Raw genomic sequence first — 12482 nt, 5'->3', positions numbered from 1 at the left:
ACTGACCCGTATCGATTGCTGCAAATGAAGCCTGCTACAAGTACCCACCAGCCATTCCGTTCCCCCGCCTGGCCGCCCGGCCTGCCGGCCGCGCTGCATACGCCGCGCACCAGCCTGTTCTACAACGTCGAGGCGGCGGCGCACCGCTATCCGGACAAGACCGCAATCCAGTATTTCGGCACCGCGATCTCCTACGCCCGGCTGCAGGACGAGATCGAACGGATGGCGGGCTACCTGCAGCAGGCCTGCGGCATCCAGCCGGGTGACCGGGTGCTGCTGTTCAGCCAGAACTGCCCGCAATTCATCATTGCGTACTACGCGATCCTGCGCGCCGAAGGCGTGGTGGTGCCGGCCAACCCGATGTGGCTGGAAGCCGAGCTTGCCCATGTGGTCCAGGACAGCGGCGCGGTTGCCGCCTTCGCCGGCAGCGAGCTGTACCAGCGCGTGGCGCCGCTGCACGGCCCGGCGCTGCGCCATGTGATCCTGCACGACTATGCCGGCATGCTGCGCGACGACGGCGGCCTGGCGGTGCCGGCCTGGCTGCGCGAACCGCCGCCCGCGCCGCAGGCTGCGCCCTCCGGCGCGAAGCCGGTGGCCTGGGACGCGGCCAGCGCCGCCGGGTACCGGCCGCTGCCGCACCAGGCCGGCTACGACACGCTGTGCATGCTGGCCTATACCTCCGGCACCACTGGACACCCCAAGGGCTGCATGCATACCCATGGCACGCTGATGACCGCGGCGGCCGGTTCGGTGATCTGGCGCGGCGCCACGCCCGAATCCGTGGTGCTGGCCGTGGCGCCGATGTTCCACCTGCTGGGCATGCAGAACTGCATGAACTCGCCGCTCTACCTGGGCGCCACCGTGGTGCTGATGCCGCGCTGGGACCGCGCGCTGGCCGCGGACCTGATCGAGCGCTACCGCGTCTCGGTCTGGGGCGCGCCACCGGCGATGATGGTGGACTTCTTCTCGCAGCCGGGCATCGATGCGCGCGACCTGTCGAGCCTGGCCTACGTGGGCGGCGGCGGCGCGGCCATGCCTGAAGCGGTGGCCAATATGCTGCAGGAGCGCTTCGGCCTGCCCTACGTCGAGGCCTACGGCATGACCGAGACCGCGGCCTTCATCCTGTCGAACCCGCGCAACCAGCCCAAGCGCGAATGCCTGGGCATCGCCACCTTCGGCGTGGACGCGCGCGTGGTCGATCCCGGGACGCTGCAGGAACTGCCCCACGGCGAGACCGGCGAGATCGTAGTCCACGGCGGCCAGGTGATGCAGGGCTACTGGCACAACCCGGAAGCCAACGCGGCCACCTTCATCGAGATCGGCGGCAAGCGCTTCCTGCGCACCGGCGACCTCGGCTTCATGGACGAGGAAGGCTACTTCTTCATGCGCGACCGCCTCAAGCGGATGATCAACGCGTCCGGCTACAAGGTCTGGCCGGCCGAGGTGGAGAACCTGCTGTACGGGCACCCGGCCATCCACGAAGCCTGCGTGATCGCCGCCCGCGACCAGCGCCGCGGCGAGACCGTCAAGGCCGTGGTGGCGCTGCGCCCGGAAGCACGCGGCACGGCCGAAGCCGACCCCGAACGCATCATGGCCTGGTGCCGCGAGCATATGGCCGCGTACAAGGTGCCGCGCATCGTCGACGTGGTCGATGCGCTGCCCAAGTCGGCCACCGGCAAGATCCTGTGGCGCGCCCTGCAGGAGCGCGAGATGCAGGCGGACAACCCGAGCGCCTGACGCCACCGGCGAATTCAGCAAAGAGAGAGACAGCATGCAGCAAAGCAGACGCAACTGGCTGGCACAGTCCGGCACCCTGGCCGGCGCGGCCATCCTCGGCGGCGCGGGCAGCGCCTTCGCGCAGCAACCGTATCCCGGCAAGCCGATCCGCATGATCGTGCCGTACCCGGCCGGCGGCGGCACCGACACCGTGGGCCGCCTGATCGGCCAGCGCCTGGCCGAAAGCCTGGGCCAGCCGGTGGTGGTGGAAAACAAGCCCGGCGCCAGCGGCATGCTGGGCAACGACACCGTCGCCAAGGCGCCGGCAGACGGCTATACCATCCTGCTGGCGATCACCGCGCTGATCCAGTCGCCGGCCCTGTACAAGCGCACGCCGTACGACGTGGCCAGGGACTTCACGCCGGTCTCGCTGATCGCCAAGTCGTCCGACCTGTTCGTGGTGCCCAACCGCGTGCCGGCCAACAATATGCGCGAGTTCCTGGCGCTGGCCAAGGCCGGCAAGCTCAGCTATGGCTCCTACGGCAACGGCACCTCGTCGCACCTGCACGGCGAGTTGCTCAAGCAGCAGGCAGGCATCGAGATCGCGCATATCCCTTACAAGGGCGCGGCGCCGCTGATGAGCGACCTGCTCGGCGGCCAGGTGGACAGCGCCTTTGTGGACGTGACCTCGGCCAACCCGTACCTGGGCAGCAACAAGTTCAAGATCCTCGGCATCACCGGTACCCAGCGCTACAAGGCGCTGCCCAATGTGCCGACGTTCACTGAACTGGGCCTGCCGGGGTTCGAGCCCAACGGCTGGTTCGCGCTGTTCCTGCCTGCCAACGCGCCCAAGGACGTGACGGCGAAGCTGGCGGCAGAGACCGCGCGCATCGTGCGGCTGCCCGAAGTGACGCAAAAGCTGGCCGGCATGGGCCTGCAGCCGGTCGGGTCCACGCCGCAGGAACTGGCGGCCGTGGTCGCCGGCGACACCCCCAAGTGGGCCAGGATTGTGCGCGACGCCAATATCCAGCTCGACTGAAACCCGCCTCACGGAGCCCACCGATGGAAACCATCCGCTTTGCCGTCGAGGACGGCATCGCCACGCTGACGCTGGACTCGCCGGCGCGCAAGAACGCGCTGTCCTTGCCGATGCGCGACGAGATCGGCGAAGTGATTCGCCGGGTACGCGCCGACGACAGCGTGCGCGCGCTGATCCTGACCGCAGCCGGCACCGATTTCTCGTCGGGCGGCGACATCAGCTCGATGCAGGTCGAGATCAATGCCGAGCAGGGCCGCAAGCGCCTGCAGAAGGTCCACGGCTGGCTGGAAGACCTGATCCAGCTCGACGTGCTGGTCATCGCCGCGGTGGACGGCGCGGCCTATGGCGCGGGTTTCAGCCTGGCGCTGACGGCCGACATCATCCTGGCCACGCCGCGCGCGCGCTTCGGGCTGCCGTTCCTGCGCATGGGGCTGATCCCCGACTGTGGCGTGTTCTACACGCTGCCGCGGATGATCGGCCTGCAGCGGGCCAAGGCGCTGATGTTCTCGATGCGCGAGCTGAACGCCCAGGCCGCGCAAGACCTTGGCATCGTCATGGAAATCGTGCCGGCGGACAGCCTGCAGGAACGCGCGCGGGCGCTGGCGCAGGCCTTCACCGAGGCCTCGCCGGTGGCGGTGGGCCTGACCAAGCAGGCGCTGAACGCCTCGCTGAACCAGGACCTGCACACCATGCTGGCGATGGAAGCGGACGGGCAGGGCATTGCCTTCTCCACCGCCTATCGCCGCGAGGCTGCCGACCGCTTCATGGCCAAGCAGCCGCTGCGCTACCGCTGGCCGGACTGAGCGGCAGCGCCGGTCATGCTGCTCCGCAGCATCCGGCTGCCTCTCCAGGCCGTAGTTTACGTATACAGGCGGGTGCTGGCCGGACAGTACCGGTCGCCTGCCCGTTTTCTCGTTTACCCTGATATCAGCACACCATATGGGATCCCACGACCAGCACACGGCGCCCGCCGTACGCCAGACCCCCTGGATGACCGAAGACCTGGGAATGTTCCAGGAAACCGTGCGCCGCTTCATCGAGCGCGAACTGGCGCCCAACGAGGCCCGCTGGGCCGACCAGGGCTATATCGACCGCGAGGTCTGGCGCCGCGCCGGCCAGATCGGGCTGCTGTGCGCCAGCATCCCCGAGGAATACGGCGGCGGCGGCGGCACCTTTGCCCACGAGGCCGTGATCACCCAGGAAATGTCGCGCGCCGTCTGCGCCAGCCTTGGCAATAATGTGCACAGCGGCATCGTGGCACATTACCTGCTCAACTACGGCACGGAAGCGCAGAAGAAGAAATGGCTGCCGCAAATGGCCAGCGGCGAAATGGTGGCGGCCATTGCCATGTCGGAACCTGGCGCCGGTTCTGACCTCAAAGCGATACGCACCCGCGCGGTGCGCGAACAGACCGAAAACGGGGATTGCTATCGCATAAACGGTGCAAAGACCTTTATCACGAACGGTTATCACGCCGACCTGGTCTGCGTGGTGGCCAAGACCGATCCGGAAGCCGGTTCGCGCGGCGTGTCGCTGGTCATGGTGGAGACGCGCGACCTGCCGGGCTTCCGTCGTGGCCGCATTCTCGAAAAGATCGGGCAGAAAGGGCAGGACACCGCCGAGCTCTTTTTCGACGACGTGCTGGTGCCGTGCGCCAACCTGCTGGGCACGCAGGAAGGGCAGGGTTTCTACCAGCTTATGCAGCAACTGCCGCAAGAGCGCATGATCATTGCGCTCGGGGCCGTGGCAACCATGCAGCGCGCCATCGAGCTGACCACCGAATACGTGCGCCAGCGCAAGGTGTTCGGCCAGCCGCTGGCCGATCTGCAGAACACGCGCTTCAAGCTGGCGGAGTGCAAGACGGTCGCCACCATTGCCGCGACCTTTGTCGACGATTGCATGCTGCGCCTGATGGACGGAAAGCTCGATGCTGCCACGGCCGCCATGGCCAAGTGGTGGTGCACGCAGCAGAACTGCCAGGTCATCGACGAGTGCCTGCAGTTGCACGGCGGCTACGGCTACATGCTTGAATACCCGATCGCGCGTATGTATGCGAACGCACGCGTGAGCAAGATCTACGGCGGCTCCAACGAGATCATGAAGGAGCTGGTTGCGCGCACGCTTTGACGCGTCTGCTATCAGCAGTGTGCGCGTGCTAGTGCGCGCAAACGCGTAAGAAAATGCGGAAAAGCGAAAGCCGGCACCAGTGCCGGCTTTCGTGCGTATGGTTACAAAACCGGATGTGCACGGATGGCGGGAAAGGTGTAAGGTGTTTCACAAGCATGGTCAATGGCCCGTCGCGTGCGGGGGCAAGGCCCGAGCGGAAATCCAGCCAAAAGCTGAAGCGAAATCATGCAGAAAATGCAGCAACGAAACAGCCGTTGCATCGATGCAAGATTCGTCAACTCGGACTCCACCATCGCCGTTATTTGACTATGATGAAGTAAAGACTTCGCAACATGACAGGTCGCCAGGCCGGGGTGGTGTGCCGCGAACGTTGCGCGAAGCCTTAGGGGTAGCACGCCTCGGACGTGAACTCTGACGGGAGTGAGGTATGGACATTTTTGGCCATTACGCTACGCGCTTCGAAGCTCGCAAGGAAGAGGAATACAGCATCCAGGACTACCTGGAGATCTGCAAGAAGGATCCGACTGCCTACGCGACTGCTGCGGAACGCATGCTTGCCGCCATCGGCCAGCCTGAGCTGGTGGATACCCACCACGACCCCAGGCTGTCCCGCCTGTTCTTCAACAAGGTCATCCGCATCTATCCGGCCTTCCGTGACTTCTATGGCATGGAGGACACGATCGAACAGATCGTCGCGTTCTTCAAGCACGCGGCGCAGGGCCTGGAAGAGCGCAAGCAGATCCTCTACCTGCTCGGGCCCCCGGGTGGTGGCAAGTCCTCGCTCGCTGAAAAGCTCAAGGCGCTGATGGAGGAGATCCCCATCTACGCGCTCAAGGGTTCGCCGATCCATGAATCGCCGCTGGGGCTGTTCGCGCCAGAGGAAGACGGCAAGATCCTGGAAGAGGACTACGGCATTCCGATCCGGTATCTGAACACCATTGCCTCGCCCTGGGCGGTCAAGCGCCTGCACGAGTTCAACGGCGATATCACCAGGTTCCGGGTGGTCAAGCTGCGCCCTTCGGTGCTGTCGCAGATTGCGATCTCGAAGACGGAGCCTGGCGACGAAAACAACCAGGATATTTCCTCGCTGGTCGGCAAGGTCGACATCCGCAAGCTGGAAGATTTTCCGCAGGACGATCCGGACGCTTACTCCTATTCCGGCGGGCTCTGCCTGGCCAACCGCGGCCTGCTTGAGTTCGTTGAAATGTTCAAGGCGCCCATCAAGGTCCTGCACCCGCTGCTGACGGCAACGCAGGAAGGCAACTACAAGGGCACCGAGGGCTTCGGCGCGATCCCGTTCGACGGCATCGTCCTGGCGCACTCGAACGAGGCTGAGTGGACGACCTTCAAGGCGGACAAGAACAACGAGGCTTTCCTGGACCGGATCTATATCGTCAAGGTGCCGTACGTGCTGCGCGTGTCCGACGAGGTGAAGATCTACGACAAGCTGCTGCGCAGCAGTTCGCTGTCGGCCGCCCCGTGCGCGCCCAACACGCTGAAGATGATGGCGCAGTTCGCGGTGCTCACGCGCATCAAGGAGCCCGAGAACTCCAATGTCTTCTCGAAGATGCGCGTCTATGACGGCGAGAGCCTGAAGGACGTGGATCCGAAAGCGAAGTCGTACCAGGAATACCGCGACTACGCCGGCATCGACGAAGGCATGAACGGGCTGTCGACGCGCTTTGCGTTCAAGGTCCTGTCCAAGGTCTTCAACTTCGACAACACCGAAGTGGCGGCCAACCCGGTGCACCTGCTGTATGTGCTCGAACAGCAGATCGAGCGCGAGCAGTTCCCGCCGGAGCAGGAATCCAAGCTGCTGTCGTACATCAAGGAGTACCTGACCACGCCGTTCGTGGAGTTCATCGGCAAGGAGATCCAGACTGCCTACCTGGAGTCGTATTCGGAGTATGGGCAGAACATCTTCGACCGCTATGTGGTGTTCGCCGACCTGTGGATTCAGGACCAGGAGTACCGCGATCCCAACACCGGCGAGATCCTCGACCGCAACGCGCTGAACGACGAGCTTGAGAAGGTGGAGAAGCCCGCGGGTATCTCGAACCCGAAGGACTTCCGCAACGAGATCGTCAACTTCGTGCTGCGGGCACGGGCCAACAACAGTGGCAAGAACCCGGTCTGGACCAGCTATGAAAAGCTGCGGATGGTGATCGAGAAGCGCATGTTCTCCACCACGGAGGACCTGCTGCCGGTGATCTCGTTCAACGCCAAGTCTTCTCGCGAAGACCAGGACAAGCACGAGAACTTCGTCAACCGCATGGTCGAGAAGGGGTACACGCCCAAGCAAGTGAGACTTCTGGTGGAGTGGTATCTGCGCGTAAGAAAGTCATCGTAACGGCGCCGCGGAACAGGTCTCTCAACGAGGGCAACTTATGGCTACGGTCATCGATCGGCGCGAGAACGGCGGCAACAAGAGTGCCGTCAACCAGCAACGTTTCATCAAGCGCTACCGCGAGCAGATACGGCAGGCGGTGGCAAAGGCGGTGTCCGGCCGGAAGATCATGGACATCGAGCAGAGCGGCCAGGTGTCCATTCCGGTCAAGGACATCTCCGAACCGATCTTCCACCACGGCCCGGGCGGGCGGCGCGAGTGGATTCACCCTGGCAACAAGAAGTTCGTCAAGGGTGATTCCTTCGACCGCCAGCAGCAGGGCGGTGGCGGGACCGGTTCGCGTGCCAGCGACAGCGGCGAAGGCGAAGACGATTTCGTCTTTACGCTGTCGCGCGAGGATTTCCTGAACTTCTTCTTCGAGGACATGGCGCTGCCGGACCTGGCCAAGCGCCACCTCGCCAAGATCGCCGAGGTGCGCAAGGTGCGCGCCGGCTTTTCCATCGACGGCACGCCTGCCAACCTGTCGGTGCTGCGCACCATGCGCAGTTCGCTGGGGCGGCGCATCGCCTTGTCCAGCCCTTACCAGAAGCGCCTGCGCGAACTGGAGCTGGAATACAGCGAGGCGCTGGACAAGGACGGCCCCTATGCCGAAGGCACGCTCGAGGTGATGGAGAAGATGCGGCACCTGCGTGCCTGCATCGACCGCGTGCCCTTTATCGAGAAGCTCGACCTGCGCTACAACAACCGCGTGCTGAAGAAGCGCCCGCAGGCCCAGGCGGTGATGTTCTGCCTGATGGACGTGTCCGGCTCGATGGACGAGAGCCGCAAGGACCTGGCCAAGCGCTTCTTCATGCTGCTGTACCTGTTCCTGAAGCGAAACTACGAGCGCATCGACGTCGTGTTTATTCGCCATCACACGGTGGCGAAGGAAGTCGATGAGGAAGACTTCTTCCACTCGCGCGAGTCCGGTGGTACCGTGGTGTCCAGTGCGCTGAAGCTGATGGTGGAAGTGATCCACGACCGCTACCCGCCGAGCCAGTGGAACATCTACTGCGCTCAGGCGTCAGACGGTGATAACTGGGCCGGTGATTCCGAGTTGTGCGGACGCCTGCTGCGCGATTCGATCCTGCCACTGGTGCAGTACTACGCATATGTTGAAGTCGCATCGGAAGAGCCGCAGAACCTCTGGGAAGAGTATCTGACGGTCAAGGGACAGTTCGACCACTTTGCGATGCAGCGCATTATCGGTGCGGACGAGATCTACCCGGTGCTGCACGACCTGTTCCAGAAGCGCGCAGCATAGGGTGGCGCCGATCCTGGCCTTCCTTGCGGCGGGCCACAGTGAAGGCAAATGGCGAGGCAACGCGGACCACGCGGCGCGGCGATGCCGTGCGCGCCGGACGGGTCTGGCGCCTTGCCCGGGCAACAAGGGGCGAAGATGGCTTATCTCTCCACGGGTTCGGAATGGACCTTCGAGCTGATCAAACGGTATGACCGCGAGATCGCCCGCATCGCCGGCGAATTCGGGCTGGATACCTATCCCAACCAGATCGAGATCATCACCGCCGAGCAGATGCTCGACGCCTATGCGTCGGCGGGGCTGCCGGTTGGCTACAGCCACTGGTCCTACGGCAAGCACTTCCTGGCGTCCGAGCGCAGCTACCAGCGCGGCCACATGGGGCTGGCCTACGAGATCGTCATCAACTCCAATCCCTGCATCGCCTACCTGATGGAGGAGAACACCATGCCGATGCAGGCGCTGACGATCGCGCACGCCTGCTACGGCCACAACGCCTTCTTCAAGGGCAACTACCTGTTCCGCACCTGGACCAACGCGGACGCCATCGTGGACTACCTGCTGTTTGCCAAGAACTACGTGGCCGAGTGCGAGCAGCGTTACGGCGAACGCGAGGTGGAACTGCTGCTGGACTCTTGCCACGCCTTGCAGAACTACGGCGTGGACCGCTACAAGCGCCCCAAGAAGCTGTCCATCACCGAAGAGAAGGCGCGCCAGGCCGATCGTGAGAACTACCTGCAGATGCAGGTCAACGACCTGTGGCGCACCCTGCCCAAGACCCGGCCGCATGCGCTGGCGTCGGACGACGACGCATCCGAGGGGGAAATCATCTTCCCGCCGGAGCCGCAGGAGAACCTGCTGTACTTCATCGAGAAGAACGCGCCCAAGCTGGCATCGTGGCAGCGCGAGATCGTGCGCATCGTGCGCAAGATCGCGCAGTACTTCTATCCGCAGCGCCAGACCAAGGTCATGAACGAAGGCTGGGCCACGTTCTGGCACTACACCATCATCAACCAGCTGTACGAGGAAAAGCTGGTCAACGATGCGTTCATGATGGAGCTGCTGCAGGCGCATACCAACGTGATTTACCAGCCGCCGTACAACAGCCCCTACTACAGCGGCATGAACCCCTACACGGTCGGTTTCCTGATGTTCCAGGATCTGCGCCGCATGTGCGAAAACCCGACCGAAGAGGACTACCGCTGGGCTCCGGAATTCGCCGGCAGTGACTGGCGCAAGACGCTGGACTTTGCCATGCGCAACTTCAAGGACGAGAGCTTCCTGCTGCAGTTCCTGTCGCCGCGCGTGATCCGCGAGCTGAAGCTGTTCTCGGTGCTGGACGATGACCGCGAAGGCAAGCTGCGCGTCACCGCGATCCACAACGATGAAGGCTACCGCGCGATCCGTCAGCTGATGGCGGCGCAATATGACCTCTCCAGCATGGAGCCCAATATCCAGGTCACCAATGTCGACGTCGGCGGCGACCGCTCGCTGACGCTGCGGCACCTGCAGAACGACCGCCGGCCGCTGGCGCACAACTTCGATGAGGTGATCCGGCACGTGACCCGGCTGTGGGGCTTCACCGTGCGGCTCGAGGTGGCCTATGAGGACGGCCGCACCGAGCTGAAGTACGAGTGCAAGCCGGAACGGCGCCACCGCCGCCCGCACGGCGGCGGCCTCAGCCTGGCCGCCTGATCCCGAGATTGCCGGGGTTGAGCCCCGCCGCTCAGGCGGCGGGCGCGGGCTCGCACCATTCGCGCACCAGTTCCACCGCGTTGCGGCCGGCGCTGGCGCACACCTCCTCGCCCAGCACCCGGCTCCACCAGCGCTCCGACCCGTCCGCCACGCGCCACGCATGCAGCCGGCGCGTATAGAGCTGCAGGTCGTATTCCTCCGTGATCCCGATGGCGCCGTGCACGGCGTGGGCGATGGCGGCCACCGGCGTGACCGCATCGCTGGCGCGCAGCTTGCCGATGGCCGCGCGCAGCCGGTCGGGCGTGCCGGTGCCGCTGTCGCAGGCCAGCTGTGCGGCCACGCGTGCCGCGGCAACGTGCTCGGCCATCTCGCTGACCTGGTGCTGGATCGCCTGGAACTTGCCGATGGCGCGCCCGAACTGCTGGCGGTCGTTGGCGTACTGCAGCGTCAGGTCGAGCACGTGCGACAGCGCGCCGGCCAGTTGCGCCGTGTGCAGGCAGGCGCCCAGCGTGCGCAGGGTGCCGGCGGGCAGTGCAAAGGCCGCTGGCGCCGCGGCGTCAGGGTGCGGCACGCGCAGCGTCAGGTCGTGATGGGCGCCGGTCGCTTCGGCGCGGGCGTCGGCCGCCGACAGCAGCAGGCAACGCTCGCCATCTTGCAGCAGGAACCACTGCGCATGGCGGGCATCCGCCACCAGCGCAGCGCCGGCGCCGTCTTCAAAGCCGGCGAGCGCGACCGGGCCGGCGGGCAGGGCGATGCCATGCGCCTGCAGCAGCGCGCGCGCAAAGATGGTCTGCGCCAGCGGCAGCGGCAAGGCGTGGCGGCCGGTGACAAAGAGCACCGGCGCCAGCTCGCGCAGCGGCAGCGCGGCGCCGCCGGCGGATTCGGGCAGCAGGCAGTCGGCAAAGCCGCTTTCCAGCAGCGCTTGCCACAGCGGCTGCGGATTGGCCTGCTGTTCCAGCGCGCGCACGGTGGCGGGCGGGCAGCAGTCGCGCAGCAGCGCGTCGAGGGCGTCGGAGTAGGCGTTATGCATGGGGTATCTCGTTCAGGGTGGCTGTCGACGGGGGCGGATTCAACGCAGGCCCAGCCCGCGCGCGATCATGCCGCGCAGGATTTCGCGGGTGCCGCCGCGCAGCGAGTACGACGGCGCGATCTGCGTGACATAGGCCAGGGTCCGGTACAGCGCCCCATCGGCCGCCAGGGCGGGTTCATCACCGAGCGCGGCTTCCACCAGTGCCGGAATCGACTGCTCGAAGGTCGTGCCCAGGTCCTTCACCAGCGCGGCCTCCACCACCGGGCTTGCACCGGCGGCCAGCCGCGACGTGACTGCCAGCGACATGGCGCGCAGCACCGCCAGGTGGCCGGCGAGCCGGCCCGCGGTCACCGTGTCGCGCCGTGCGGGCGGCAGCCGGCGCATGGCGTCGAGCCAGGTGTCGAGCAGCACCACGCTGGAATAGAGGCGCTCCGGGCCGCTGCGCTCGAATGCCAGCTCGGCATTGACCTGCTCCCAGCCGCTGCCTTCCTGGCCGACCAGCGCGTCCGGGGCCAGCGCCACGTCGTCGAAGGTGACTTCGGAAAAGTGCGCGTCGCCCGCCAGGTCGTGGATCGGCCGCACCGTGACGCCCGGTGCGTGCAGGTCGACGATGAACTGCGACAGCCCGGCCTGCCGGTCCTGCGGCGTGCCTGAGGTGCGCACCAGCGCGATCATGAAGTGGCAGCGGTCGGCATTGGTGGTCCAGATCTTGCGGCCGTTCAGGCGCCAGCTGCCGTCCGCCTGGCGCACCGCGCGCGTGGCCACGCTGGCCAGGTCCGAGCCAGAGTTGGGCTCGCTCATGCCGATGCAGAAGAAGGCCTCGCCGCGGCTGATCGCCGGCAGGTAGCGCGCCTTCTGCGCGTCGTTGCCGTAGCGCAGGATCAGCGGGCCGCTCTGGCGGTCGGCGATCCAGTGCGCCGACACCGGCGCGCCGCAGGCCAGCAGCTCTTCCACCAGCACGAAACGCGAAAACGGGTCCAGGCCCGCGCCGCCGAACTGAGCCGGCAGCGTGATGCCGACCCAGCCGCGCGCGGCCAGCGCCCGGCTGAAGGCGGCGTCGAATCCCATCCACGAGCGCGCGCGCGTTTCCGGCGGCAGCGCGGGCAGGTGTGCTTCGAGAAAGGCCCGCACCTCGCCGCGGAACGCCACGGCGTGCGGCGGCAGGGAGGTCAGGGCGAAGGTGGAAAGCAATGCGGTCACGGTGAAATCCTGTGTCTGGTATTGGCTGGTG

9 protein-coding genes are annotated in these 12482 nt (G+C 65.6%); 7 read left to right on the top strand and 2 right to left on the bottom strand.

The window, feature by feature from the left end; genetic code table 11:
* Nucleotides 1-24: 24 nt before the first annotated feature.
* The 7 genes from RS901_RS31550 (at nt 25) to RS901_RS31520 (ending at nt 10221) form a co-directional block, all read left to right on the top strand.
* The gene (locus tag RS901_RS31550; RefSeq protein WP_316154512.1) at nt 25-1737 is read left to right on the top strand and encodes a long-chain fatty acid--CoA ligase; all 1713 of its coding nucleotides are present in this window, start codon (nt 25-27) and stop codon (nt 1735-1737) included.
* A 34-nt stretch (nt 1738-1771) separates the two neighbouring features.
* Nucleotides 1772-2755, top strand: a complete 984-nt coding sequence (locus RS901_RS31545) for a tripartite tricarboxylate transporter substrate binding protein (protein WP_316154510.1) — start codon at nt 1772-1774, stop codon at nt 2753-2755.
* Nucleotides 2756-2778: 23 nt separating this feature from the next.
* Nucleotides 2779-3558 carry an enoyl-CoA hydratase/isomerase family protein gene (locus tag RS901_RS31540; protein ID WP_316154508.1) on the top strand — a complete coding sequence of 260 codons (780 nt, stop codon included), beginning with the start codon at nt 2779-2781 and terminating at the stop codon, nt 3556-3558.
* A gap of 136 nt (nt 3559-3694) precedes the next feature.
* A complete protein-coding gene (locus RS901_RS31535; protein WP_316154506.1) occupies nt 3695-4882 on the top strand; it encodes an acyl-CoA dehydrogenase family protein in 1188 nt (395 codons plus the stop codon).
* 427 nt (nt 4883-5309) lie between these two features.
* Nucleotides 5310-7232 carry a PrkA family serine protein kinase gene (locus RS901_RS31530; RefSeq protein ID WP_316154504.1) on the top strand — a complete coding sequence of 641 codons (1923 nt, stop codon included), beginning with the start codon at nt 5310-5312 and terminating at the stop codon, nt 7230-7232.
* Between the two features lie 37 nt (nt 7233-7269).
* Complete coding sequence (locus RS901_RS31525; RefSeq protein ID WP_316154503.1) at nt 7270-8532, top strand: YeaH/YhbH family protein; 1263 nt, start codon at nt 7270-7272, stop codon at nt 8530-8532.
* A 135-nt stretch (nt 8533-8667) separates the two neighbouring features.
* Nucleotides 8668-10221 carry a SpoVR family protein gene (locus tag RS901_RS31520; protein WP_316154501.1) on the top strand — a complete coding sequence of 518 codons (1554 nt, stop codon included), beginning with the start codon at nt 8668-8670 and terminating at the stop codon, nt 10219-10221.
* 31 nt (nt 10222-10252) lie between these two features.
* Here RS901_RS31520 and RS901_RS31515 read toward each other — a convergent pair whose 3' ends face one another.
* Nucleotides 10253-11251, bottom strand: a complete 999-nt coding sequence (locus tag RS901_RS31515) for an acyl-CoA dehydrogenase family protein (protein WP_316154499.1) — start codon at nt 11249-11251, stop codon at nt 10253-10255.
* 39 nt (nt 11252-11290) lie between these two features.
* Entirely contained in the window at nt 11291-12451 is a 1161-nt protein-coding gene (locus RS901_RS31510; protein ID WP_316154497.1) for an acyl-CoA dehydrogenase family protein, read from the bottom strand.
* Nucleotides 12452-12482 lie beyond the last annotated feature (31 nt).

This window comes from Cupriavidus sp. BIC8F (assembly GCF_032465815.1).
In the GTDB taxonomy this organism is placed as follows: domain Bacteria; phylum Pseudomonadota; class Gammaproteobacteria; order Burkholderiales; family Burkholderiaceae; genus Cupriavidus; species Cupriavidus necator.
The sequence above is the reverse complement of the archived record's forward strand: the minus strand, read 5'-3'. Positions and strand labels throughout refer to the sequence as shown.

Excerpts from the sequence above, each read along its gene's own strand:
- RS901_RS31520 (WP_316154501.1), top strand. The coding sequence starts at position 8,668 with ATGGCTTATCTCTCCACGGGTTCGGAATGGACCTTCGAGCTGATCAAA.
- RS901_RS31550 (WP_316154512.1), top strand. The coding sequence starts at position 25 with ATGAAGCCTGCTACAAGTACCCACCAGCCATTCCGTTCCCCCGCCTGG.
- RS901_RS31540 (WP_316154508.1), top strand. The coding sequence starts at position 2,779 with ATGGAAACCATCCGCTTTGCCGTCGAGGACGGCATCGCCACGCTGACG.
- RS901_RS31545 (WP_316154510.1), top strand. The coding sequence starts at position 1,772 with ATGCAGCAAAGCAGACGCAACTGGCTGGCACAGTCCGGCACCCTGGCC.
- RS901_RS31530 (WP_316154504.1), top strand. The coding sequence starts at position 5,310 with ATGGACATTTTTGGCCATTACGCTACGCGCTTCGAAGCTCGCAAGGAA.
- RS901_RS31515 (WP_316154499.1), bottom strand. The coding sequence starts at position 11,251 with ATGCATAACGCCTACTCCGACGCCCTCGACGCGCTGCTGCGCGACTGC.
- RS901_RS31525 (WP_316154503.1), top strand. The coding sequence starts at position 7,270 with ATGGCTACGGTCATCGATCGGCGCGAGAACGGCGGCAACAAGAGTGCC.
- RS901_RS31535 (WP_316154506.1), top strand. The coding sequence starts at position 3,695 with ATGGGATCCCACGACCAGCACACGGCGCCCGCCGTACGCCAGACCCCC.